Raw genomic sequence first — 23,924 nt, forward strand, 5'->3', positions numbered from 1 at the left:
CCAGGAGGGTTGTCGGAAGTGGATGACGCCCGGAAGCGCGTCCCTGGCCGCCAAACTTCCTTTCTGATGCGTGTTCCTGTGGTGTCGACGGCTACAAATCGATCAAAGAGAAGAGGATGTGCCGTCTAAGACTTCATGCGTCAACACCGGTGTGGTGCCCTGCCATGTCACCGTGTCCTCCCGGAAGTCGTAGCGGCAGGGCAGCACCTCCACCCCGGCTGCCACTGCCGTGCGGAAGAGCTCCCCATAGCGGGGATCGGCGGAGTCGCCTGGTGCGAAGCGGTCCACGTCTCCACGGCTCAGGCAGGGAACCAGCACCGCACGGGCCTCGGGCAGCAGGTCGGTGAGTTCCTCCAGATGCTTCTGGCCCCGTTCGGTGACCGTGTCGGGAAAGAGCGCCAGGGAGCCGCGGCTCCAGGTGGTGTTCTTGATTTCCACATAAATCAGGCGGGGATCGGCCGCTCCCTCGGCGGGCGTGAGCAGCAGATCGATGCGGCTGCGTCGCCCGCGGCCATAGGGAACCTCCGCGCGGATGGCCCCGATCGGCCCCAGCCAGGGCTCCAGCAGACCAGCTTCAATCGTGGCGCGCACCAGCCGGTTCGGCAAGGCGGTGTTGATGCCCACCCAGCAGAGGGAGCCGTCGGCGCTGGGCACTTCCGCCTGCTCCCACGTCCAGGCCAGCTTGCGCTCGGGCCGGGGATCGTGGCGCAGCCGCACGCGGCCGCCGGGAATCAGCACCCCGGTCATCGGGCCGGTGTTGGCGCAGTGGGCCGTCACCACCGCGCCATCGGTGAGCTCCACATCGGCCAGGAAGCGCTTGTAGCGCCGTAGCAGCAGCCCCTCTACCAAGGGCTCGAAGCGCAGTACGGGGGCGGCCGCTTGGTGGGCGGATGCCGCGTCTCTGGGGGCTGGTGGCATGGGGTGGGGGGACGCGGTGGAGAATCAGCCGAACGAATGGGCCTGCGGTCGATACCGGATGGTGAAATCCCTGCGGCGCATCGCCTTGATCGTGGCCCTTGCCACCGCCTTGAGCAAGGTGGCAGGTCTGCTGCGCCAGCTGGTGATCGCCGCCGCCTTCGGGGTGGGGGCCGCCTACGACGCCTACAACTACGCCTACGTGTTGCCGGGATTTCTGCTGATCCTGCTGGGCGGGATCAACGGGCCATTTCACAGCGCCATGGTGAGCGTGCTGGCCCGGCGGCCGCGCCAGGAGGGGGCCCACGTGCTGGCGGCGATCAACACGCTCGTGGGAGTGGGTCTGCTGGGCGTGACCGTGCTGCTGGTGCTGGCTGCCGATCCGCTGATCAGCCTGGTGGGCCCGGGCCTGGAGGGGGAGCGCCACGCGATCGCCGTGCTCCAGTTGCGCTGGATGGCGCCGATGGCTCTGTTCGCTGGCTTGATTGGCCTGGGTTTCGGGGCTCTCAACGCCGCCGATGTCTTCTGGCTGCCCTCGGTGAGCCCACTTGTTTCCAGCGTGGCGATGATCGGCGGCATCGGCGCGCTCTGGTGGCTGGTAGGCCCGGAGATCGGCCTGCCGGCCACGGCCGTGCTCGGTGGGGTGGTGCTGGCGGGAACCACCACACTCGGAGCCGTACTGCAGTGGCTGATCCAGCTGCCGGCCCTGGCGAAGCAGGGGCTGCATCGCTTCCAGCTTGTGTGGGACTGGCACCACCCCGGTGTGCAGGAGGTGTTGCAGGTGATGGCGCCGGCCACGCTCTCCTCCGGGATGCTGCAGATCAATGTGTTCACCAGCCTGTTCTTCGCTTCGGGGATGGTGGGTGCGGCGGCCGGTCTGGGCTACGCCAACCTCCTGGTACAGACACCGCTGGGCTTGATCTCGAACGCCTTGCTGGTGCCGTTGCTGCCGGTGCTCTCCAGGCTCACAGAACCGGCCGACCGGCCAGCCCTGGTGGGACGCATCCGTCAGGGGTTGATGCTCTCCAACGCCAGCATGTTGCCGTTGGGGGCCTTGATGGTGGGCTTGGCCGGCCCGATCGTGGCCCTGATCTACAAGCGGGGAGCCTTCGACGCGGACGCGGCCCAGCTGGTGACCAGCCTGCTGATCGCCTATGGGGTGGGCATGCCCGCTTACCTCGGTCGCGACGTGATCGTGCGCGTCTTCTATGCCCTTGGTGATGGCACCACACCGTTCCGTTTCTCTCTGGCCGGGATCGGCTTCAACGTGGTCTTCTGCTGGTTGTTCGTCGGAGGGCCCACTCCCTGGGGCCTGCAGTTGCCGGCGATCAACTTCGGCGCTGCTGGGCTGGTGATGGCCACCGTCGCTGTCAACGTGCTCACCTGCCTGGGGTTGCTGCTCGCCCTCCAGAATCGCCTCGGCCAGCTGCCCCTGCGTCAGTGGGGCCGCGACAGCCTGCTGTTGCTGCTGGCGGCAGTGGGGGCCGGTCTTGTTGCCTGGCTGCTCTCAATCGGCGTGCCCTGGCCGGCCGGCCTGATCGGCCAGTTGCTGGAGTGCGGGCTCAGTGCTTCCCTGGCCTTCGTGGTCTACGGGCTGCTGGCCACCTCGGCCGGGGTGCCGGAAGCGCGCCAGCTCAGCCAGCAGGTGCTGCAGCGGCTCAGGCGCCGCTCTTGAGCCGCACCTGCCGTTCCTCCCGCACGTGAACGGGCACCTCGATGTGGCTGCGGCCCACCATCGTGGGCCCGTCGATCGAGAAGATGCGGGCTTCGATGCCGAACTCGCGGAAGGCGGTTTCCAGCTCCTGGATCAAGGCCTTCTCCACCTGGGCTTCGGCGTCGACCACCTTGCCGATCAGCCGCCCACCCAGACGGCCGATGCGCTGACGGACCACCTCGCGGGCGTTGGTGACCTCGATGACCAGCATCCGGCGCCTGCGGTGGCAGCAACCTTATGCGCAGCCTTGCCTTTGCGCCCGGCTTGTCGCCGAACTTCAGTGGCTGAAGCCGTCGAGCACATCTTCGAGGTCGCGCAGTTGCCCAGGGGGGATCAGCCGCGCCAGCGGCAGGCGGCTGGAGCCGCCACCGATCGGCACCTGCACCGCCTCCAGCGCCTGGCGGGCGCACACCCCGGCCCCCTGGTCCAGCCGGGCGGCACATTCGATCGCCAACGGGCCATCGAGGCCCGCATCGCCCAGATAGAGGTGCCAGCCGGCGATCTGCAGGTAGAGCCGCTCGGCGAGGGCCTGGCGGAGGTCTTCGATCTCGGTGGCCGAGAGCGTCATGGCCGCAGGGGGCAAGGGGAACTGCTCATGGTGTAGCCCCATCGGAAGCGGGCGGTCGCCGGCTCAGCACCACGCACAGATGCACCAGCCACAGCCCCCCCCAGCCCAGGCTCAGCCAGCCCAGATGGTTCCAGGGGTGGCGCAGACCCTGCACCACCCAGAGCCCGCTGTTGATGGCGGCGAAGGCCATGCCGTGCAGGGTGAGGTTCACGATCCGCTCGAAGTGGCGGTAGGTGGGGTCGGTGGGATCGGCGGGGCCGTACCAGCGGATCGGCATGGTTGTTGCGCGGTGAGCCGCCGCAGGAAGCTGCCTCGATTGTGGCCCCAGGGCCTGGGCCTGTTGACGGAAGGGCCCTCCGTGCGGTGAGAATGTGTGGGCAAGCGCTTGTAGCTCAGCGGATTAGAGCATCTGACTACGGATCAGAGGGTCGGGAGTTCGAATCTCTCCAGGCGCGCTTTCAACGTTTCCCGTTCTCGCTTCCTCTCACCGCCCACCCGGGCGGTTTTTTTTGCGCTTCCGCGCCAGCAGCCCTGCGGGTGGGTCGATTTCCTACGATCCGTTCCATCAGGCGACGTACCGATCGATGACGGACTCCAGCGGCGAGGCCCTCAACCATTCCCTGGCGAGCGGCGATCCCGCCATCGCCGCCCTGATCGGCAAGGAGCAGGAGCGTCAGCAGCACCATCTCGAGCTGATCGCCAGCGAGAACTTCACGTCCCGGGCCGTGATGGAAGCCCAGGGCTCGGTGCTGACCAACAAGTACGCCGAGGGCCTGCCCCACAAGCGCTACTACGGCGGCTGCGAGCACGTTGATGCGATCGAGGAGCTGGCCATCGCCCGCGCCCGCCAGCTGTTCGGCGCCGACTGGGCGAACGTGCAGCCGCACAGCGGCGCCCAGGCCAACTTCGCCGTGTTCCTGGCTCTGCTGCAGCCGGGCGACACGATCCTGGGCATGGACCTCTCCCACGGCGGCCACCTCACCCACGGCTCTCCCGTGAACGTGTCGGGCAAGTGGTTCAAGGCCGTGCACTACGGCGTTTCCCCCGACACCGAACAGCTCGATTTCGCCCACATCCGTGAGCTGGCGCTCGAGCACCGGCCCAAGCTCATCATCTGCGGTTATTCCGCTTACCCCCGCACGATCGATTTCGCCGCTTTCCGCGCCATCGCCGATGAGGTGGGCGCCTATCTGCTGGCCGACATGGCCCACATCGCTGGTCTGGTGGCCGCAGGTGTGCACCCCAGCCCTGTCCCCCACTGCCATGTGGTCACCACCACCACCCACAAGACCCTGCGCGGCCCTCGCGGTGGCCTGATCCTCACCGGCGATGCCGCCTTCGGTCGGCAGTTCGACAAGGCCGTGTTCCCCGGCAGCCAGGGCGGCCCCCTGGAGCATGTGGTGGCCGCCAAGGCCGTGGCCTTCGGCGAAGCCCTCCAGCCGGCCTTCCGCGCCTACAGCCAGCAGGTGGTGGTCAATGCCAAGGCGATGGCGGCCCGGTTGATGGAACGCGGCATCCGGGTGGTGTCGGGAGGCACCGACAACCACCTGGTGCTGCTCGATCTGCGCTCGGTGGGCCTCACCGGCAAGGTCGCCGACCTGCTGGTGAGCGATGTGAACATCACCGCCAACAAGAACACGGTGCCGTTCGACCCCGAATCGCCTTTCGTCACCAGCGGCCTGCGCGTTGGCAGCGCCGCGCTCACCACCCGCGGCTTCGATGCCGAGGCGTTCGTGGAAGTGGCCGATGTGATCGCGGATCGCCTGCTCCATCCCGAGGACGCCGTGGTGGAACTGCGCTGCCGCGAGCGGGTCCGGGCGCTGTGCTCGCGTTTCCCCCTGTACGGCCCGGTCCGCGTGGCCCAGCCGGTCTGAGCTGCACCTCCTCCCTAAGCTGCTCGCCAGGACAACCAGGCCCATGGCTCACCCTGTGATGAACCATCCCGCCTTGGCCTGTGCGCTGTCGGCGTTCCATCCCCCCAGCCACGCCCTGAGCTTTCAGCTGAGAAGCCTTTCGCAGTCGTGAGTCTTCTCCGCAACCCGGTCATCGCGGCCTTCGTCACCTTCGGTGTCGCGTCCCTGCTTACGGCGTTGGTGGTGCCGCTGGTGCGGCGGCTCGGGTTGCGGCTGGGTCTGTTCGACCCGCCCGATTCACGCAAGCAGCACAGCATCCCGATGGTGCGGCTGGGCGGGGTGGGCATGGTGCTCGGGTTCTCGCTGGCGCTCACCTGCATCTGGGCGCTGGGGGGCTTCGGCACCCTCTCGCCCGCGAAAGACCAGCTGATCTGGACGACGCTGGCGGGCTCGCTCTGTTTCTTCGTGATCGGCCTGGCGGACGACCTGTTCGCCCTGCCGCCCCTGCCCCGGCTGGCGGGTCAGGTGGCCGTGGCCATGGTGGTCTGGAGCCAGGGCGTGCGCATCGGCGCGATCGATCTGCCGTTCGGCCTGTTCGGCCAGCCGCCGGCGAGCCTCGTGCTTCCCGATGCGCTGAGCCTGCTGGCCACGCTGATCTGGCTGGTGGGCATCACCAATGCGATCAACTGGATCGACGGCCTCGACGGGCTGGCCGCGGGCGTGGGCGGCATTGCCGCGATCGGTCTGCTGTCGGTGAGTTTCAGCCTGCAGCAGAGCGCCGCCGGGCTGCTGGCCGCCGCGCTGGCGGGGGCCTGCTTCGGTTTTCTGCGCCACAACTTCAACCCCGCCCGCATCTTCATGGGCGATGGCGGCTCCTACTTCCTCGGCTTCGCTCTGGCGGCGATCAGCATCGTGGGGCCGGCCAAGGGGCTCACCACCGTGAGCCTGCTGTTTCCACTGCTGATCCTGTCGCTGCCCCTGGCGGACATGTCGGCGGTGATCATGGGCCGGCTCAGCGAGGGCCATTCCCCCTTCTATCCCGACCGGCGCCACCTGCACCACCGCTTGCTGCGGGCCGGCTTCAGCCATCGCCGCACGGTGCTGCTGATCTATGCCTTCACCCAGTGGCTGGCCACCCTGGCGCTGGTGGCCGCCAACGTGGAGATGCGCTTCCTCTGGCTGGCGATCGCCACCGCCATCCTGATCGGCGCCGTGATGGGGTCGCGCAGCCACCTCGCGACCCAGCTGCCCGCTCCCCCCTGCGACGGCGGCGGCAACCGACCCAGCTGAGCGCCGGCGCCGCCAGCCTGGGTTGGCCGGGATGATGCTGAACCGATGAGTTCTCAGCCAGTGGGCGGTGCGCAGATGGGCGAAGGTGACAGGGCCGCGGCCGAGGTGCTCTGCATCGGCACCGAGCTGCTGCTCGGCAACATCCTCAACAGCAATGCCCGCTGGCTGGCCGAAGAGTTCGCTGCCCTCGGCCTTCCGCATTTCCGCCAGACCGTGGTGGGGGACAACCGCGAGCGGCTGATCGAGGTGGTGAGGGAGGCCGCGGCCCGCAGCCGTCTGCTGATCTGCACCGGTGGCCTCGGCCCCACCCCCGACGACCTCACCACCGAGGCGATCGCCGCCGCTTTCGGCACGCCACTGGTGGAGGTGCCGCAGGTGTGGGAAGACATCCAGGCCAAGCTGGCCGGCCGGGGTCGGCCGTTGGCCGCCAGCAACCGGCGCCAGGCGCTGCTGCCCGAGGGCGCCCGCGTGGTGCCGAACCCCACCGGCACCGCGCCGGGGATGCTCTGGAGTCCGCCGGCCACCTCCCTGCCAGACGGCCACATACAGCCGGGTTTCACCGTGCTCACCTTCCCGGGGGTGCCGAGCGAACTGAGGCCGATGTGGCAGCAGAGCGCCGTGCCCTGGCTGCGGGAGCAGGGGTTGGCGGGGGCCTGTTTCCAGAGCCGGCTGCTGCGTTTCTGGGGCATCGGCGAATCCACACTGGCCGAGCAGGTGGCCGACCTGCTGGCCCTCGAGAACCCGACTGTGGCCCCCTATGCCGGCACCGGTGAGGTGAAGCTGCGCCTCACGGCCCGGGCCGCCAGCACCGCCGAGGCGGGGGCGTTGCTCGCGCCGCTGGAGGCGGAGCTGCGCGCCCGCACCGGCACCCTCTGCTTCGGCGCCGACGAGGAATCGCTGGCCTCGGTGGTGCTGGCGCTGCTGCGGGCCCGTAGGGAAACCCTGGCGGTGGCGGAGAGCTGCACCGGCGGCGGCATCGGCGCTGCTCTGGCGGCCGTGCCCGGGGCCTCCGACGTGTTCCTCGGCGGGGTGATTGCTTACGCCAACACGATCAAACAGCAACTGCTCGGGGTGACGGCCACCGCGCTCGAGCGCCATGGCGCGGTGAGCGATCCGGTGGCCCTGGCCATGGCGGAAGGGGTGCGCCGCAGCACCGGCGCCACCTGGGCGGTGTCGGTGACCGGCATCGCCGGCCCGGGCGGTGGCAGCGACGAGAAGCCGGTGGGCCTGGTGCACATCGGCCTGGCGGGCCCGCAGGGCAGCCGCAGTGAGGCGGTGCGTTTCGGCAGCTCCCGGGGCCGCGCCTGGATCCAGTCCGTCACCGCCGGGGAGGCGCTCAACCGCCTGCGGCTGCAGCTCATCGCGCCCGCCTGATTCCGACCGCCCGCACGGCTCGGTTTTAGGGTGTCGTCAGACCCCTGGGGACAAACGGTGAGCGCCGGCACCCTCTACGACAAAGTGTGGGATCTCCACCGCGTGGCGGAACTGCCGGGTGGCTCCACCCAGTTGTTCATCGGCCTTCATCTGATCCATGAGGTCACCAGCCCGCAGGCGTTCGCCGCCCTGAGGGATCTCGGCCTGGGGGTGCGTCACCCGGAGCGCACCGTCGCCACGGTGGACCACATCGTGCCCACCACCTCCCAGGCCCGCCCCTTCGCCGATCCCCTGGCCGAGGAGATGCTGGTGAATCTGGAGCGCAACTGCGCCGCCCACGGCATTCCCCTGCACGGGATCGGCAGCGGCCGGCAGGGGATCGTGCACGTGATCGCCCCTGAGCTTGGCCTCACCCAGCCCGGCATGACCGTGGCCTGCGGTGATTCCCACACCTCCACCCATGGCGCCTTCGGGGCGATCGCCTTCGGCATCGGCACCAGCCAGGTGCGCGACGTGCTCGCCACCCAGAGCCTGGCGTTGAACAAGCTGCGCGTGCGCCGCATCTGGGTGGATGGCGCCCTGCCCTCCGGCGTTTATGCCAAGGATCTGATCCTGCACGTGATCCGGGTGCTGGGGGTCAAAGGAGGCGTCGGTCATGCCTATGAGTTCGCCGGCCCCGCCGTGGCGGCTCTGTCGATGGAGGAGCGCATGACCCTCTGCAACATGGCGATCGAGGGCGGCGCCCGCTGCGGCTACGTCAATCCCGATGCCACCACCTTCGCCTACCTGGAGGGGCGGCCGATGGCCCCCTCTGGCGCTGCCTGGGAGCGGGCGGTGGCCTGGTGGTCGAGCCTGGCCAGCGATGCCGACGCCAGCTACGACGATGAGGCGCGCTTCGATGCCTCCACGCTGTCGCCCACGGTCACCTGGGGCATCACCCCGGCCCAGGGCATCGGCGTGGATGAAGCGGTGCCCACCCCTGAGCAGCTCGATCCACAGGAGCGGCCCATCGCCGAGGAGGCCTACCGCTACATGAACCTCAGCCCCGGCGCAGCGATCGCCGGTCTGCCGGTGGATGTCTGCTTCATCGGCAGCTGCACCAACGGCCGGCTCAGCGACCTGCGTGCCGCCGCCCTGGTGGCCCGTGGCCGCCACGTGGCCGATGGCATCCGGGCGTTCGTGGTGCCGGGTTCCGAGCAGGTGGCCCGCGCCGCCGAAGCTGAAGGCCTCGACCAGCTGTTCCGCGCGGCTGGTTTCGAGTGGCGCGAACCCGGCTGCTCAATGTGCCTGGCGATGAACCCCGACCGCCTGGAGGGGCGCCAGATCAGCGCCAGTTCCAGCAACCGCAACTTCAAGGGCCGGCAGGGGTCCGCCAGTGGCCGCACCCTGCTGATGAGCCCGGCGATGGTGGCCGCCGCCGCCGTCCGCGGCCACGTCACCGACGTGCGCGAACTGCTCGCCGAAGCCGGCCCCAGCACCACCACCGCCTCCCGCCAGCCTTCTCTCACCGCCTGACGCCGTGATCGCTTCCCCTTCCCTGCCCCCCCTCACCGATGCGGTGAGTGCCAGCAGCTTCCCGATCGGCCCGATCCCCAGAGTCGAAGGCCGTGCGTTGGTGCTCGCCGGCGACGACATCGACACCGACCGGATCATCCCGGCCCGCTTCCTCAAGTGCGTCACCTTCGAAGGCCTGGGGGAACAGGTGTTCGCTGACGACCGCAGTGAGCTGGGCGGCAGCCATCCCTTCGACCGCCCCGAGCACAGCGGTGCCCGGCTGCTGCTGGTGAACCGCAACTTCGGCTGCGGATCGAGCCGGGAGCATGCGCCGCAGGCGCTGATGCGCTGGGGCATCCGGGCGGTGATCGGCGAGAGCTTCGCTGAGATCTTCCACGGCAATGGCCTGGCGCTCGGTTTGCCTTGTCTCACCAGCGGCCACGAGCAGATGCTGGCCATCCAGGCCCATGCCAGCGCCCACCCTTCCGCCTCCTTCCTGCTGGATGTGCAGGCCGCCGAGCTGCGTTGCGGCGATCAGGTGTGGGCCCTTGAGCTGGCGCCCGGGCCGCGGCAGATGCTCACCACCGGCCAGTGGGACGCCACCGGCCAGCTGCTTGCCAACGACGACGCGCTGGTGGCCACTGTTGCCCGTCTGCCTTACCTGAACGGGTTCTGAGCAGCAGGGGCGCCTGCTCGCTCAGAACAGGCCATCGCCGGTCTGTCCGCGCATGCGCTGCTCATACGGCACGAAGGGCACGCCGGTGCCCTTGAAGCCGAAATCGTTCAGCCGCACGCGCACGCCACCGATCCCTTCATAGGGGCTGTAGTAGACGCTGAAGGCGTAGGAGCGGCGCTGCCAGCGCAGCTCCACGTACGAACCGGTGATCTCGCCGTAGTTGGGTGAGCTGGCATCCACGTTCAGGCCGATGCCGCCATTGAGCACCAGGGGGCCCACCAGCTGCTGGGTGAGGCCGATGCCCACGGTGCCCAGATCCACGGCGGCATCGAAGGCAAACGGGCTGAGGCCATCACGCAAGCTGATGCCACCGGTGATGGTGAGCTGGGTGTAATCGAGGAAGGACCTGCTGAAGTGGCCCAGGGTGAGCGTGGGCCCGCCGGAGAGCGAGAACACGTTCTGGCGGGTGCCATCTCCGAAGTAGGCCAGGCTGGCAGAGATGTTGGTGTTGAAGGTGAGCCCCGGCACAATCGGCACCGGCGAATAGCGCAGTGCCCCTTCCGGGGTGGAGGGCAGCGGCTTGCCTCGCCAGAGGGTGAGGGAGCTGTTGATGGCGCCGAAGGCATTCCCGCGCCACAGCTGGGCAAAGTTCTGCGATTCGCCGCCGTTCTCGAAGAACTCGTTGCTCTGATAGTTGCCAATACCCAGCCGCCAGAAGTAGCTGTTGGTGAAGTTGCCAACAGGCGGCAGCTCGCCACGCTGTTCGATCGAGGTGCCGTAGGCGGAATAGACGTCCTGCTCGCCGAGCGTTCCGTTCCAGATGCGGAAGCGATAGGCGCCGAAGATGCGCGACTTCACCGTGCCCAGCAGCGGCAACTTGAGCGGGCGCACCAGTTCGCCCCAGCTCCGGGTGCCGTTGGCGAAGTTGGCGGGTTCGAAAGTGGAGATGTCGAGGTTGAGGTCGGCGTCGAAGCCGAACAGCGGCGCCTGCAGGCGCGCTTCAAGGCCGAACAGATCGCCGAGGGTGCTCGGTTGCGACTGAGGATCCGCTCCGGCGGATTGTCCGGGCAGTGGATAGCTGCTGGTGGTGCCCTCGTAGGCCCGCTGCAGCAGGAACTGGGGCTCGAGTTGCAGGGTGCCGCGCTGGCCGATGCCGATCGGCTTGAGGCGGCGGCCCACGTAGAAGCCGTCGCGGTCTTCGTTGTCGACGCCCAGCACCCAGCGGTTCTGCACCTCCTGCTCCTTGCGGATGCGGGTGCGGCTGGTGACATTGATCGGCAGGCGATCTTCCAGGATCAGCCGGTTGCGACGGGAGGTGATCACCGTGTCGCCGTTCTTGTCCTGCACGGCCAGCACGTCGTCGGCATCCATCCACGACTGGGCGGGCGTGAATGGATCGTTGGTGAAGCTGGCCCGATCGGCCCGCCAGCCTTCGGCGGTGAGCACGGCGCGGGCGGCTTGAAAGCGCAGCCGGGTGAGGGTGCCGTCCACCAGTTTCGGGTTGCGGTTGCTCTCCAGCTGTCGCACCTGGGGCGGCCTGGCGGGCCCGAAGTCGTTGTTGGTGTTATCTCCGTCATCGGTATTGGCGTTGCCGCCACCTGGAACGCCGAAGCGGCGCTCGGAGGCCAGGCCGGCGCGCACCTGCACATCGCTGATGCGTTGATCGGTGAGGGCGGCGATCGCCTTGCGGCGTTCCGCCTCCTGGGCGCGCAGGGCGCGGAAGCTGGGCCGCTCAGTCGTCGGGTCGGCGCTGGTGGTACCCGCGTTGGTGCCAGTGCCAGTGCCAGTTCCAGTGCCGTTCGCTGCACCGGCACCGGTGCCGGCCGGGGGCCGGGCGGGGGGCTGGGGCTCGGCGGGGGCGGTGCCGCCCATCGCGACCTGCTCCAGCGCTTCGGCCAGCGAGCGGGGCCGCTCGGGCGGCTCGGCGCCGCGGTTGGGGCAGCCCTTGGGCGGCAGCAGCTCAGCCTGTGGGTTCACCGTGCGGGCCGGCGGGTTGCCGAAGCGGTGCCGGAGCCCGACCAGGTAGGCGTTGCTTCCTTCCCGTACACCGCTGTAGACCCCGAAGGCGCCCGAGCGGTGATGAATCCGGCCCACCACCGACCACTGCGGCGAGAACGCCCCTTCCACCTCGAAGGCGAGATAGTTGAGAAACTGCGCGCAATCCTCGCGGGTGCTGCATTCGAAGTTGCTCAAGCTGGTGTTGAGGCTCACCCCCTGCACGATGCCCAGGCTGAGCCAGGGCTGCAGCCAGGCCCGCAGCCCGATGCCGGCGGTGATTTCCCCGAAGCTCTGGGCGGCGATGCCGGCGCTGTTCTCAGCGGCGGCCTTGTGCCCCAGCAGGTTGAGGTCGAGTTCGAGGGCGAAGGGTCCGGCCTGGAGCAGGCGCCGCTGCAGGCCTGCGCCCAGCAGGTAGTCCTGGCGAAGGGACCCCTGGAACACAAAGGTTTCGCCGAAGCCGGCGTTGGTGGTCTGACCGGCCCATGCCGTAGCAGCCCAGGGATAGGGGTGCCAGTCCGGGATCGGCGGCAGCTCGGTGGGGCAAGCCAGCGATGGTGGTGGGCCCAGGGGCTCGGCCGGGGGCACCTCCGGATTGAGATCCACAGCGGCAGTGGTGAGGTCGAGCACGCCGTAGACGTCCTCCATCTCGCCACGACCTTCGATCAGGTTGAAACGCAGCTTGCTGGCCTGCAGGAACTGGTTGCCGCGCTGGAACCGCACGCTGCCAGTGGCGTAGACGGTCCGGCTCACGGTGTCGTATTCGAGCCGGTCGGCCATCAGGCGGCCACCCGCCATCTGGGCCGACACATTGCCGGTGGCCACATAGCGGTTGATCACCAGATCGAAGCCCTGCTGATCGGCGGTGATGTCGAGCAGCAGGGGCGGCGGGGAGGCCGCCGCGGCCGCCGGTGCGGGCGCCAGATCAGCCGCTGGGCCACCACCGGGCTGCGGCACCGGGCTGGGGTCCTGGCCCTGGCTGGGAAAGGAATCCGGGCGACCGTTCTCTGGGGTTGTGGCGTTGGCGTTGCCGGTGCCAGCGGCCGGGGGTGGCACCGGCGGGGCGGGCAGGGAGGCGGGATTGCCGGGATTGCTCGATGGGGTGGCCGCGCCCGCAGCGCTCGCGTCGCCGAGTACCAAGGGGCTGAGCGCGCCCTCATCCCCAGCAGACTCGGTGCCCGGCGTGACGCCGGCGGCTTCCAGGGGCTGGGGGGATGGGGGAAGGTTGCGGGCCTCCACACTGGGAGCACCCGACCAGGCCACGAGCACGCCTGCAACCCCAATGGCCCAGCTGAGTGGGTTGGCTGAGGGCACGCGATTTCCCAATCAGCGGCTGATCCTGCCACGACGGCCGTGGTCAGAGGCCGCTGTCGGGCAGGGCGAGCACTGGCCCAGCGCCGGCCCGAAGCGGGACGCGGTGCGCTGGGCCGGGGGATTTCAGTCTTCGAGGTCCTTGCGGCTGGGGGTGCGGCTGGGATCGCTGGCCAGGAAGCCGAAGACGAAGATGCCGATGAAGAAGAAAACGACCGAGTAAACCGAAATCTTGAGAGCGAGCATGGTCCGGTCCGGCGGGTGACAGGGAGTGACAGGCGCCAGGCGGGCCCTGAACGACCCTTCGGCAGCGGCATCATCCTATGGGTCGCACCCGACCGGAAACGATGACGCAGGGCCTCGATCCCGAGCTTCGCCCCTGGATTGAAACGTTTCGATCACGTTCCTGCCTCGACCTGCAGCCCCGCTGGTGCCGCCGCTTCCCTGATGGGGAGTGGCGTGTGGCCCTCGGTGAGGCCTGGGGACGGCGGTACCGGCCCGATTGGCATGCCCGAGGCCTGATCCTCTGGCCCCGCGGTGGCCAGGAGTTGCTGCTGCGCACCACGCTGGTGTGTCCCGAGCCGTGGCGCGGCGAGCCTGACCCGTCGGGCCTGGCCCGGTTGGTGCTCAGCTGGTGGGCCGCTGAGGCTGAGCTGCGCGTCGATGGGCAGCCGGTGCATCGCGGTGACCTGTTTGACGCGGCCTGCCGCTGGCGGCTGCCGGAGCGCTGGTGGCGCGGGGAGCCGCTGCAGCTGGAGCTGGAGCTGCGCAGCCCGCTGCACGACGATGGCGCGCTGATCCACAGCCGGATCGAGGCCGAACCCCTCGATCGCGGCGATCCCGGCGGCCTGCTGCTGGCCACGGCCCTGGAGCTCGCCGCCCTGCGCGAAACGGCCGGCAGCCTGGCTCCCGTCAGCCCTGCGCCAGGCGATGACCCGGCGGCGCTGAGCCTGGAGGTGGCGGCGGCGCGGGCCCGGGCGGTGCTGGCGCCGCCGGGTGGTTTTCAGGTGGCGGGCCATGCCCATCTGGATCTGGCCTGGTTGTGGCCGGTGGCCGACACCTGGCAGGCGGCCGAGCGCACCTTCCGCTCGACGCTGGCGCTGATGGAGCGCGACCCGTCCCTCCATTTCGGTCATTCCACCCCGGCGCTCTACGCCTGGCTGGAGCAGCACCGCCCCCAGCTATTTGCCGCGATCCGCGCCCGCATGCGGGAAGGGCGCTGGGAACCGCTCAATGGCCCGTGGGTGGAAACCGATGCCGTGCTGATCGGCACCGCGTCGCTGCTGCGCCAGTTCGAGGAAGGCCAGGAGTACAGCCGCGCCACCTTCCCGGAGTGGGAACACCCGCTCGTCTGGCTGCCCGACAGCTTCGGCTTCGGCGCCGGTCTGCCGGTGGTGGCGGCGGCCACCGGGGTGCGCTGGTTCTGCACCCACAAGCTGGCCTGGAATGCCACGAATCCGTTCCCGCACCGGCTGTTCCGCTGGCGGGGGCGCTGCGGCGCCGAAGTGCTGGCGCTGATGACCGCCCCGATCGGCACCGGCGGCGATCCGCTGGCGATGGAGCGTTACCGGCTGGAGTGGCAGCGGGCCACCGGCCACGAGGAAGCTCTCTGGCTGCCGGGTGTGGGCGACCACGGCGGCGGCCCGACGGCGGAGATGTACGAGCAACTGGCGCTGTGGCAGCAGCAGCCCGCCGCTGCCCCGCAGGTGCATGGCGGTGTGCGCCCCTACCTGGCACGGCTGGAGCCCTGCCGCGCCCAGCTGCCGGTATGGCGCGACGAGCTCTACCTGGAGCTGCACCGCGCCTGCCCCACCAGCCGGCCCGACCAGAAACGCCACAACCGCACCCTGGAGCGGCTGCTGCGCGAAGCCGACCTGGCGGCGGCGCTGCTGTGGGCTGGTGCGGCGGGAGTCACGGCGCCGGAGGGCGACATGCAGGCAGCTGGTTCGGCCCGCGCCGGGTGGCGCACGCTGCTGTTTCAGCAGTTCCACGACATCCTGCCGGGCACGTCGGTGGCGGAGGTGTTCGAGCAGGCGGAGCCGCAGTGGCGCCGGGCCCGCCGTGAGGCGCGGCAGCGCCGCGATCGCCTGCTGCTGGCCTGGCTGCAGGGAGGGGCGCCGGCGGCTGAGGCCCTGCCGGCCGGCCAGCCCTGGTGGGTGATGCGGCTGCAGCCCCTGCCGGCGGCGGCGCTGACGCTGCGGCTGCCGGCGGGCAGCTGGACACTCGCGCAGCGGCCCCTGCCCCAGCAGGAGGCAGCGGGAGGCGGCTGCTGGGTGCAGTTGCCGCCTGCGGCCGGGCTGACACCCCTGGCCCTGGAGCGCCGGCCGCTGCCGGCAGTGGCGCCAGCCGCGCCGCCGCAGGAGGTGCAGGCGCCGGTGTGGAGCGCGTCGCTCGGGGAGGGGCGCTGGCGGATCGGCAACGGCCTGCTGACGGCGGAACTGGGGGCGGGCGGGCTGGAGCAGCTCTGCGGCGCCGACGGGCAGCCCCAGCTGGCGGCACCGCTGCAGTGGCGCCGCTGGCGCGACAGGGGTGAGTTCTGGGATGCCTGGGATCTGGCGGCGGACCACCGCGAGCACCCGCTGCCGCTGGTGTGGGAGCCGGCGCTGGAGCTGGTGGAGCAGGGCCCCCTGTGCGTGCGTCTGGTGGCACGGGGGCAGTGCGGGGCCAGCCCGTTGCGGCTGGATCTGCGCCTGCTGGCGGGCAGCCCCTGGCTGGAGCTGGTGCTGCGGGTGCACTGGCGCCAGCGCCATGAGCTGCTGCAGCTGGAGGTGCCGCTGCAACAGCGGGCCTGCCGCTGGGCGGCGGACACCGCGGCGGGCGTGCTGGAGCGTCCTGCCGTGCCCTGCACCGCCCGTGAGCAGGCCCGCTGGGAGGTGCCGGCGATCGCCTGGACCTGCAGCCAGGCGGAGCGCGGCGGCCTGGCGCTGCTGCTGGATGGGCCGCAGGGCGTGTCGGGCACGGCGGAGCGCCTTGGCGTATCGCTGCTGCGCGGCCCCACCTGGCCCGATCCCGGCGCCGACAACGGTCTGCAGCGCCTGCAGCTCGCGCTGATGCCCTGCGCGGATGGGTGGCGTCAGGCGGCGGTGCCGGCGGCGGCCCGCGCGTTTCGCGCCCCCACCTGGTGCCACCCAGCGGCCGAGCCAGCGGCCACGCCACCACCGGCGCTTGGCCTGGGCTCGGCCCAGCTCGACCCGGTGGTGATCGCGCCGGATCCGGAGCCGGGCGTGGTGCGGCTCACGGTGCAGAACCTCTCGCCCTGCCGGCAGCCGCTCGGTTTGTCAGCGGGGTGGCAGGTGATCGGGCCGGTGGAGGGTGGCGCTCAGGCGCGGATGGATGGAGTCGTGGACGACGGGTCTGCAGAACCGCTGCTGAGGCCCTGGGAGCTGCGCCAGCTGCGGGTGCGGCGGTTGGCGCGCGCTCAGGATCAGTCGTCGTGATCGTCGAAGGGATCGGTGAGGCCCTTGGACGGCGGGCCGAAGGCGAGGTACACCCCGAAGCCGGTGAGGGCGAGCAGCGCCACCAGCACGGTGATCGCGATCGACAGGGCGGGGGAGGAGGTTTCGGTCAAGGAAGGGGCGGCTGCTGGGGGTGGCGGAGGTGGATCACAACTCTCGACAGTGACCGCGCCGGTCTCCGCCTCGACCCTTACAGTAACGATCCCCATCCATGTGTCCGAGAGGCTCACCCGCCATGGCGCAACGCACCCCACTGGGAAACCTGCTCCGCCCGCTCAACTCCGAGTACGGCAAGGTGGTGCCCGGTTGGGGCACCACGCCGGTGATGGGCATCTTCATGGTGCTGTTCCTGGTGTTCCTGCTCGTGATCCTGCAGCTGTACAACAAGTCGCTTCTGCTCGATGGCATCACCGTGAACTGGAACGGCCTCGGCTGATCTGCCTCTGAATCCTCCGGCCTAAGAGTCCGGCGGCACAGGCTGCCGGGCCTGCCGCTTTGCCGCCTGTTTTCGCCTCAGTTCCTGACCCAGGCTCCGCTGCATGAACATCTTCGGGATCGGGCTGCCGGAAATGGCGGTCATCGCGGCCATCGGCCTGCTGGTGTTCGGCCCGAAGCGTCTGCCCGAGCTGGGGCGCACCCTGGGGCGCACGCTGAAGGGGTTCCAGTCGGCCTCCAGCAACTTCGAGCAGGAGTTCCGCAAGGCGATCGACTCCGAAGCCGACACGGTGGTGACCGCCAACAGCGTGGCGATCAACGAGGCTCCCGCCCCCGCCGCTGAGACTGTTGCACCTGCACAGGCCGCCACCACTGCTTCTCCCGTTCCAGCAGCCAGCTCCGCCGCAGCGGCTGAACCCCCCGCTGCCAGCGAACCGCCTGCGGCGGCCGCCTGAGTTCAACGCTTCACTTCTGCCACTCTGCTTCCGCCGCTACGTTTTCCGCCGCTTCGTTCCGCCACGGCCATGACCGCCTCTTCCACGCCGGGCGGTGAGGCCCGCACGGGCGACCTCCAGCTGGTTGTGGGCCTGGGCAATCCCGGCGACAAGTACGCCCGCACGCGCCACAACGTGGGCTTCATGGCCCTGGAGCGGCTGGCGGCGCGCGAGCGGGTGAGCTTTCGCGCCAATGCGCGCCTGCAGGGCCTGCTGGCGGATGTGGGCCAGGGGGCCCAGCGCCTGCGGCTGCTGATGCCCACCACCTACATGAACGAGAGCGGCCGGTCGATCCGTGCCACGCTCGACTGGTTCGGCCTGCGTCCTGACCAGATGCTTGTGCTCGTCGATGACATGGACCTGCCGCTGGGCCGTCTGCGGCTGCGCCTGGCCGGCAGTGCCGGCGGCCACAACGGCCTGCGCAGCACGATCAGCCATCTCGGCAGCCAGGAGTTTCCCCGCCTGCGCATCGGCATCAGCGCCCCGGCCGATGACCCGGTCACGCGCAAGGCCCGCACGATTTCCCACGTGCTGGGCCGCTTCGAGCCCAGCGAGCAGGCCTGCGTGGATGCCGTGCTCGACGAGGTGCTGGCGGGGCTGGGGGTGATCCAGCGGCTGGGCTATGAACGGGCCGGTAATCGCCTGAACAGTTTTCAGCCCACAACGGCCTGAGGCTGCTTCCAGCAGCTTCATCTGGTCCCGCTTTCGTCTGGCTCCATCTGCCTGCCGATGCTCCGCCTCCCGTCTGACTCCGTGCGTTTTCTTCCTCCGTGAGCCGTCTTCCCGCCACCACCGCCCAGCTGCGGGTGCTGCACCAGAGCTTTACCCAGAAGCTGCTGGAGGGCGAGGTGGTGGCCGGTGGTTTCGCCTGGACCTTCCGCTGGGCGTTCGATCGCGGCGAGCTGACCGTGGAGCCCTCGCTGGGTCGTGCCCTGATCCAGGACGCACTGCTGCGCTTTCTGCTCAAGGCCGACTACCAGCTGGAGCCCGGCGGCGACTACGCCTTCACGGTGCGGGCGCGCTTCTAGAAGGCGGCCGGCGGCAGGGAAGGGGGCCGCGTCAGCGGATGGCCGAGGTGGCGTTCGAGCAGCAGCTGGGCGACGACATCGTCCCAGGGGCGGGGCGGCTGGCGCAGGCCTGCGGGCAACAGGCGCCGCCAGCCGCGTGGCGGGAACAGCTGCCAGAAGCGCCGCCGTGCCTCCAGGGTGGTGCTGCGCTCATCCACCAGCTGCAGGGGCAGCAGCGGCGCCAGGCGCTGGCTCCAGTGCCGGCTGCCGGTGCCATCGCCGAGCACCACGCCGGCCACCGCGCCCTCGGCCTGCCAGGCGCGCAGCTGCGCCAGCGCCTGCTCCGGCTCCAGGATCAGGGCGTCCAGCACCTGCTGCCGCGCCGGGTCGCAGCGCACCAGGCCGCACTTGCAGCGGCCTGGATCGAGCGCGGCGAGGGGGCCATCGGCGGGAAGCGGCAGGGCCTTTGGCTGCGGCTCTGGAGGTGGCTCTGGCGGTGGTGACGCGGCGGCCGCCGGCGTGGGGCTCATGAGGGGCGCTTCGGCGAGGAGGGGGGCGTGGGGCCGCCATCGAGGCGGCGAATCTCCAGCACCACCGGATCGGGCGTTTCGGCCTCGCGCACGGCCACGGCCTCCAGGCTGACCGCCTGCCCGGCCGGCCGCTCACTCAGCTCCCGCCCCAGCTGGTTGAAGCTGGCCACATCGAACTGCACCCCATCCACCAGCGACCCCTGACGCTGCGCCTTGGCGAAGGAGGCGGCCAGCAGCAGGTTGAGCCGGTTGCGCACCTGCTCTGGCGAGATCTCGTTGCCTTCCAGCCGCGTGGTGGCCATCACCTCGCCCTGGCGGATCACCTGCTTGTTGGGCCGCAGGTCGGGGAAGCCGAGCACCTGCTGCTCGCCGCGCAGCACGTTGGCGGCCGAGAGGATGCTCACCACCCAGTTGCCACCTTTCTGGATCAGGGCCTCCAGCTTGGCGATGTCTTCGCGGGGCACCAGCAGGATCGGCCGGTTGACCGGTTCCCCCGGCAGCACCCGCTGAAAGGCCGACTGGTTGGCCTGGCGCAGCAGGGCATCGATGGCGGCACGGGCCTGGCCCGGCTGCTTGACGCTCACCTTGGCCGTGGCCAGCGGTTGGCCGCTGCTGATCACCACATCGCCGCGGCGCAGGGCGATCAGCTTGGTTTCCAGATCTTTGAGTTCGGCCTGGCCGGAGGCGATCTGCCCCTTCACGCGGGCCAGCTCCGCTTCAGTGCGGCGGATGTCCTGGTCGCGGGCGCGGATGTCGCTGTTGAGCCGATCGCGCTGGCGCAGCAGCTGCTGCTGCTGGTTCTGCAGCGGCTGCAGCTCACGGCGCAGGCGGCCCGCCTGCTGCTCCACCGCCACCAGCTGGCGGCGCGCCTGCTGGCGGCCCCGTTCGGCCCGGCCCACCGCCTGCTGGGCGTCGCGCTGGGCCGAGAGGCTGCGCTTCAGGGCGGCATCGCTGCGTTGGACGGCGTCGCGGCTGTCCCGCAGCTTCTGCTCGAGGCTGTCGAGCTCGAACAGGCCGGTGCGCAGCCGCTGGCTGACGGCCAGCATCAGGCCGAGCGAGACGGCACTGATCAGGCTGCCGGTGAGCACCGTGATCAGCACCGCGGTGTTGCGCGGGCGGAGGTTGAAGAGGCTGAGCCGGGCCTTGCCGACGCGGCTGCCGAGGCGATCGCCGAGGGTGGCGAGCACCCCCCCGAGGGTCAGCAGGGCCAGGATCAGCAGCCAGCCGGACACGATTCAGGGCGAGGGGGTCCAGTATCGGCCGCGGGCCTTCAGCTGAAGCGTTTGGCCAGGGCCACCGGATCGAACACGGTGATCTTCTTGCGGTCCACCTGCACGAGGCCGGCCTGACGCAGGTCGCCGAGCAGGCGGGTGATGGTGACGCGGGTGGAGCCGATCGCCTCGGCGATCGCCTGGTGCGACAGGCGCAGATCGATGGTGATGCCCTCGGTGCCGGGGACACCGAAATCGCGGCAGAGCACCAGCAGGAAGCTCACCAGCCGCGAGGACATGTCCCGGTGGGTGAGGGTCTCGATCATGGTCTCCGTCTGCAGGATGCGGGAGGAGAGGCCCTGGAGCAGCAGCAGGCCCACGCTGGCGTCCTGCTCGATGGCACGCCGCACGGAGCTGGCGGGGGCGGCCACCAGCTCGACGCGGGTGAAGGCGACGGCGTGATAGAAGCGATCGGAGCGCTGGCCGGTGAGCAGCGAGAGCACGCCGAAGAGGCTGTTCTCGCGAAGCAGGGCCACGGTGATCTCCTCGCCGCTCTCATAAACGCGCGAAAGCCGCACGGCGCCACGGCGCAGCAGGTAGACGCGCTCGGCCGGGTCGCCGGGGAAAAAGATCGTTTTGCCGCGCTCCACCGTTTCGCTGGTGCAGCCGCTCAGCCCACGCATGACGTCCAGCAGGGTGCTGGAGCCACTGGCGGAGGAGGCCAAGCCGCTGTTGACGGGCGCGGGGGTGGTGCTGGTGCGGCTGAATCCGCGCATCGCGCCGACCATGACGGTTGGACAAGTGGTTGGAAGCTACGGATCGACTTCCGTGCTCCATGTAGCCGATCACACTAACTGGACGGTTCCCTGTGGACATCCGTCTGCAGAATCCCAGTGCCGACGGGATTTCCGCAAAGTAGTACAGGGCTACACACTAGGGGTGGTGTGCGATTGGTGTTTCGGGGCCTGGCGCCGCTACATTCGGCTTCGCGATCCACCGGGGTGTTGATGACGGCCAGCCTGCTCAACCCCTCCATGCCCACTGGTGGTGTGCCTTCTGGTGCTGGCCCTGCCGGTGGCCCCCGCTCCCACGGCCCGGGCCGCCCCCATGGCGCGGCCGCGGCTGCGCCCGTGGCCCCTGTGGCACCCGTGGCACCGCGCCCGCTGGCCCTGGTGCCCCCCGCCCAGACCGAAGGCCAGCTGCAGGTGCACACGGCACCGTTTCGCGGCAGTTTCTCCGGCGTGTTCAGCCAGGCGCTGCGCAGCGCGGGGCTGGGCAGCCGGGTGCTGATCAGCCAGTTCCTCAAGGGCGGCGTGGATCAGGGGCTGGAGCGCAGCCTGTGGTTGTGCGGCCGGCTGCAGTGGCTGCGGCCCGCCATGCCCGCCTGCCTGACTGAACCAGCCGACGCGGAGCCCGAAGGGCCCGGAGCGGAGGAGCAAGAAGCGGTGCTGGAGGTGTGGGGCTACACACAGCGCCAGCTGCTGGATGGGGCGGTGGATCTGATGGTGCTCGACGAGCTGGGGCTGGCGATCGCGCTGGGCTACCTGCCGGCGGCGGAGGTGGAGGCCACGTTGGAGCAACGGCCCGCCCATCTCGATGTGATCCTTACGGGGCCATCGATGCCGCCCGCGCTGCTGGCGATGGCCGACCAGGTGACCCAGCTCCGCCGCAACTGCTGACCCCATGCTCAAGTGCGACCGCTGGATCAACGAACAGGCCGCGGCGGGCATGCTCGAGCCGTTCCAGGCCACGCTGGTGCGCCACCTCGATGCCGAGAACCGCACGGCGCCGGTGCTGAGCTACGGCTGCTCCTCCTACGGCTACGACCTGCGGCTTTCACCCAAGGAGTTCCTGATCTTCCGGCACGTGCCGGGCACGGTGATGAACCCGAAGCGGTTCAACCCGGCCAACCTGGAGCCGGCGCCGCTCCATCACGACGACGACGGCGACTACTTCATCCTGCCCGCCCATTCCTACGGACTGGGGGTGGCCCTGGAGCTGCTGCGGGTGCCGGCCAACATCACCGTGATCTGCCTGGGCAAGAGCACCTATGCCCGCCTCGGCATCATCGTGAACACCACCCCCGCTGAAGCCAGCTGGGAAGGCCACCTCACCCTGGAATTCAGCAACTCCTCCGGCGCCGATTGTCGCATCTACGCCAGCGAAGGCATCTGCCAGTTGCTGTTCTTCGAAGGCGAACCCTGCCAGACCACCTACAGCGACCGCGCCGGGAAGTATCAGCACCAGCCGGAGCGGGTGACGTTGGCGAAGGTTTGAAGTTGGTTGGGGGAGCGGGTGTGCTTGGAGACGCGGGGAGGTTGATGGGTTTGCGTTTGTGTTCTGTTTATGGGCTTAGAAGCTGAGAGGGCTGATGCGATTGCAGGGCTTAAAAGTGTTGTTCAAGAAGCCTTCCCATCAGAAGAAGCCAGCAGGCTGTGTATCGTCATGCACAGTGGTTATCTGACCCGCGAACCACTGTGGCTCCTCTCAGCAGACTGACCAGAACCCCTGCAGCATCAGGCTTGAAGGATGCTTGGGGAAGCCTTGTCACTGTGGTTTGCAGAAAGGGAACGCCTATGGGGTGTGGTTTGCGGAACTGTCCAAGAACAAGTTATGCGTCACTCGGCTGCGCTTCTACAGTAGCTGAGTGGTCCCTGTGAACAGGAGTGATTTGTGTTCCATCTTCTTGTGAGCGGAGGAGGTTGGGCAAATGGGCGCGACACTATGCCGGAGGACCGAGCGTTCGAGTACACCGAGCCCGATCTAAAGGAGAGATTTCGCCCGAAAGGGACGCTTGCGACCTCGGAGCTTTTGACGTTACCCGCTTTGTTTCTTGAGGAAAGCTCTCGGAGCAGGAATCCTGTAGCTCGGGTTGGCACGATCATTAGTGTTCGCGTGTCTGGACGGGAGATCATTCTAGAATATGCATACGATCCTCAGATTCCTCCTCTGACCAACAACATCATTAAAGGGTTTGCCGCTGACCTTGATATTGAAGATTTCGAGTTCAGTCGCACCCACTGGGCTGTTAAAGACATTGATCTCTTTCGTGTCTTGCTTCGGAACACCCAGCCGAGGAGACAGATGCCGAGAATCTTTCAGATCGCCGATCCAGAGAACATAGAGCCGACGCTGGTGTCCGCAATGATGCCTTTTCACCCCAACTTTAATGCAGTCTATACAGCCCTGAAGAGCACAGTCGAGGCCGTTGGTCTTCGATGTAGGCGAGCAGATGACATCTGGGAGAATCCAGCAATAATCCAAGACATAGTTTCTCTGATCGATCGGTCGTCCGTGGTGATATGCGATTGCACCGGGCGCAATCCTAATGTCTTCTACGAGATCGGTATCGCCCATACGCTCGGGCGAGACGTCATTCTTATCACGCAATCTGAGGCAGACATACCGTTCGATTTGCGACACCTGAGGTACGTAAAGTACCTGAACAACAGCGAAGGCCTCGCCGCTTTGACAGAGAAACTCAAGCCTCGGCTGGCCGATCTCGCATAAGGAAGAACGTGACGCATAACATCAAGATGCAGAAGTCGGGGCCTAAGGGAGGTCGCTATGCGAAGGTTCCCTGCCCGCTTCTGATCTTGAGC

Annotated in this window: 24 protein-coding genes and 1 tRNA gene; 15 read left to right on the top strand and 10 right to left on the bottom strand. The window is 68.9% G+C overall.

All coding sequences use genetic code 11. From position 1 onward, the window contains the following. Positions 1–102 precede the first annotated feature (102 nt). A complete protein-coding gene (gene sfsA / locus KBZ19_RS08785; protein ID WP_255100625.1) occupies positions 103–918 on the bottom strand; it encodes a DNA/RNA nuclease SfsA in 816 nt (271 codons plus the stop codon). 58 nt (positions 919–976) lie between these two features. Here sfsA and murJ point away from each other — a divergent pair, with 58 nt between their 5' ends. Then, entirely contained in the window at positions 977–2,590 is a 1,614-nt protein-coding gene (murJ, locus tag KBZ19_RS08790) for a murein biosynthesis integral membrane protein MurJ (protein WP_255100626.1), read from the top strand. On the opposite strand, the gene KBZ19_RS08795 is transcribed toward murJ, so the two are convergent. The 3 genes from KBZ19_RS08795 to KBZ19_RS08805 form a co-directional block, all read right to left on the bottom strand. Continuing rightward, a complete protein-coding gene (locus tag KBZ19_RS08795; protein ID WP_255100627.1) occupies positions 2,574–2,840 on the bottom strand; it encodes a cytochrome-c oxidase in 267 nt (88 codons plus the stop codon). The two genes, murJ and KBZ19_RS08795, sit on opposite strands and share 17 nt — an antisense overlap. Before the next feature lie 66 nt (positions 2,841–2,906). Further along, positions 2,907–3,197, bottom strand: coding sequence for a DUF3181 family protein (locus KBZ19_RS08800; protein WP_094513613.1), 291 nt, complete (start codon positions 3,195–3,197; stop codon positions 2,907–2,909). Between the two features lie 25 nt (positions 3,198–3,222). Then, positions 3,223–3,474 carry a hypothetical protein gene (locus KBZ19_RS08805; protein WP_094513610.1) on the bottom strand — a complete coding sequence of 84 codons (252 nt, stop codon included), beginning with the start codon at positions 3,472–3,474 and terminating at the stop codon, positions 3,223–3,225. A 104-nt stretch (positions 3,475–3,578) separates the two neighbouring features. Between KBZ19_RS08805 and KBZ19_RS08810 the strand changes: the two genes are divergently transcribed. The 6 genes from KBZ19_RS08810 (at position 3,579) to KBZ19_RS08835 (ending at position 9,884) form a co-directional block, all read left to right on the top strand. Next, positions 3,579–3,652 (top strand) — tRNA-Arg (locus KBZ19_RS08810). A gap of 129 nt (positions 3,653–3,781) precedes the next feature. Next, entirely contained in the window at positions 3,782–5,071 is a 1,290-nt protein-coding gene (gene glyA / locus KBZ19_RS08815; RefSeq protein ID WP_094513607.1) for a serine hydroxymethyltransferase, read from the top strand. A gap of 147 nt (positions 5,072–5,218) precedes the next feature. Continuing rightward, complete coding sequence (locus KBZ19_RS08820; protein WP_255100628.1) at positions 5,219–6,340, top strand: MraY family glycosyltransferase; 1,122 nt, start codon at positions 5,219–5,221, stop codon at positions 6,338–6,340. A 45-nt stretch (positions 6,341–6,385) separates the two neighbouring features. Then, positions 6,386–7,714, top strand: a complete 1,329-nt coding sequence (locus tag KBZ19_RS08825) for a competence/damage-inducible protein A (protein ID WP_255100629.1) — start codon at positions 6,386–6,388, stop codon at positions 7,712–7,714. 57 nt (positions 7,715–7,771) lie between these two features. Then, on the top strand, positions 7,772–9,229 hold the full coding sequence (leuC, locus tag KBZ19_RS08830; RefSeq protein ID WP_255100630.1) for a 3-isopropylmalate dehydratase large subunit: 1,458 nt from the start codon (positions 7,772–7,774) through the stop codon (positions 9,227–9,229). 4 nt (positions 9,230–9,233) lie between these two features. Further along, complete coding sequence (locus KBZ19_RS08835; protein ID WP_255100631.1) at positions 9,234–9,884, top strand: 3-isopropylmalate dehydratase small subunit 2; 651 nt, start codon at positions 9,234–9,236, stop codon at positions 9,882–9,884. 21 nt (positions 9,885–9,905) lie between these two features. Here KBZ19_RS08835 and KBZ19_RS08840 read toward each other — a convergent pair whose 3' ends face one another. Beyond that, complete coding sequence (locus tag KBZ19_RS08840) at positions 9,906–13,148, bottom strand: DUF3769 domain-containing protein (protein WP_255100632.1); 3,243 nt, start codon at positions 13,146–13,148, stop codon at positions 9,906–9,908. A gap of 168 nt (positions 13,149–13,316) precedes the next feature. Then, positions 13,317–13,436, bottom strand: coding sequence for a photosystem II reaction center protein I (locus KBZ19_RS08845; RefSeq protein ID WP_006172424.1), 120 nt, complete (start codon positions 13,434–13,436; stop codon positions 13,317–13,319). Between the two features lie 77 nt (positions 13,437–13,513). Here KBZ19_RS08845 and KBZ19_RS08850 point away from each other — a divergent pair, with 77 nt between their 5' ends. Next, entirely contained in the window at positions 13,514–16,627 is a 3,114-nt protein-coding gene (locus tag KBZ19_RS08850; RefSeq protein ID WP_255100633.1) for an alpha-mannosidase, read from the top strand. Here the strand turns inward: KBZ19_RS08850 and psbN are convergent. Next, positions 16,615–16,758 carry a photosystem II reaction center protein PsbN gene (gene psbN, locus KBZ19_RS08855; RefSeq protein WP_233133062.1) on the bottom strand — a complete coding sequence of 48 codons (144 nt, stop codon included), beginning with the start codon at positions 16,756–16,758 and terminating at the stop codon, positions 16,615–16,617. The genes KBZ19_RS08850 and psbN overlap by 13 nt on opposite strands. Positions 16,759–16,880: 122 nt before the next feature. Here psbN and psbH point away from each other — a divergent pair, with 122 nt between their 5' ends. The 4 genes from psbH to KBZ19_RS08875 all read left to right on the top strand — a co-directional run bounded on the left by psbH (position 16,881) and on the right by KBZ19_RS08875 (position 18,602). Next, positions 16,881–17,081: a photosystem II reaction center phosphoprotein PsbH gene (gene psbH / locus KBZ19_RS08860; RefSeq protein ID WP_071800830.1), complete on the top strand. Its 201-nt coding sequence runs from the start codon at positions 16,881–16,883 to the stop codon at positions 17,079–17,081. 103 nt (positions 17,082–17,184) lie between these two features. Beyond that, positions 17,185–17,535 (top strand): TatA/E family twin arginine-targeting protein translocase, encoded by a 351-nt coding sequence (locus tag KBZ19_RS08865; protein WP_255100634.1) that lies wholly within the window; start codon positions 17,185–17,187, stop codon positions 17,533–17,535. 69 nt (positions 17,536–17,604) lie between these two features. Further along, entirely contained in the window at positions 17,605–18,246 is a 642-nt protein-coding gene (pth, locus tag KBZ19_RS08870) for an aminoacyl-tRNA hydrolase (RefSeq protein ID WP_255100635.1), read from the top strand. A gap of 98 nt (positions 18,247–18,344) precedes the next feature. Beyond that, complete coding sequence (locus KBZ19_RS08875; RefSeq protein ID WP_094513590.1) at positions 18,345–18,602, top strand: DUF3146 family protein; 258 nt, start codon at positions 18,345–18,347, stop codon at positions 18,600–18,602. On the opposite strand, the gene KBZ19_RS08880 is transcribed toward KBZ19_RS08875, so the two are convergent. From KBZ19_RS08880 to ntcA, 3 genes are read right to left on the bottom strand one after another with little or no spacing between them, the layout of a single operon-like run. Beyond that, the gene (locus tag KBZ19_RS08880; RefSeq protein WP_255100636.1) at positions 18,599–19,111 is read right to left on the bottom strand and encodes a resolvase; all 513 of its coding nucleotides are present in this window, start codon (positions 19,109–19,111) and stop codon (positions 18,599–18,601) included. The two genes, KBZ19_RS08875 and KBZ19_RS08880, sit on opposite strands and share 4 nt — an antisense overlap. Further along, the gene (locus KBZ19_RS08885; RefSeq protein WP_094513586.1) at positions 19,108–20,343 is read right to left on the bottom strand and encodes a DUF3084 domain-containing protein; all 1,236 of its coding nucleotides are present in this window, start codon (positions 20,341–20,343) and stop codon (positions 19,108–19,110) included. Before KBZ19_RS08885 ends, KBZ19_RS08880 begins: the two co-directional genes overlap by 4 nt. 38 nt (positions 20,344–20,381) lie before the next feature. Beyond that, complete coding sequence (gene ntcA, locus KBZ19_RS08890) at positions 20,382–21,110, bottom strand: global nitrogen regulator NtcA (protein ID WP_255100637.1); 729 nt, start codon at positions 21,108–21,110, stop codon at positions 20,382–20,384. Between the two features lie 219 nt (positions 21,111–21,329). Between ntcA and KBZ19_RS08895 the strand changes: the two genes are divergently transcribed. The 3 genes from KBZ19_RS08895 (at position 21,330) to KBZ19_RS08905 (ending at position 23,832) form a co-directional block, all read left to right on the top strand. Beyond that, a complete protein-coding gene (locus KBZ19_RS08895) occupies positions 21,330–22,001 on the top strand; it encodes a cob(I)yrinic acid a,c-diamide adenosyltransferase (protein WP_255100638.1) in 672 nt (223 codons plus the stop codon). Positions 22,002–22,005: 4 nt separating this feature from the next. After that, on the top strand, positions 22,006–22,599 hold the full coding sequence (dcd, locus tag KBZ19_RS08900) for a dCTP deaminase (protein WP_094513575.1): 594 nt from the start codon (positions 22,006–22,008) through the stop codon (positions 22,597–22,599). A gap of 618 nt (positions 22,600–23,217) precedes the next feature. Then, a complete protein-coding gene (locus KBZ19_RS08905) occupies positions 23,218–23,832 on the top strand; it encodes a hypothetical protein (RefSeq protein WP_255100639.1) in 615 nt (204 codons plus the stop codon). Positions 23,833–23,924: the final 92 nt, after the last annotated feature.

Origin of the sequence: Synechococcus sp. L2F (assembly GCF_024345695.1) — a bacterium.
In the GTDB taxonomy this organism is placed as follows: domain Bacteria; phylum Cyanobacteriota; class Cyanobacteriia; order PCC-6307; family Cyanobiaceae; genus MW101C3.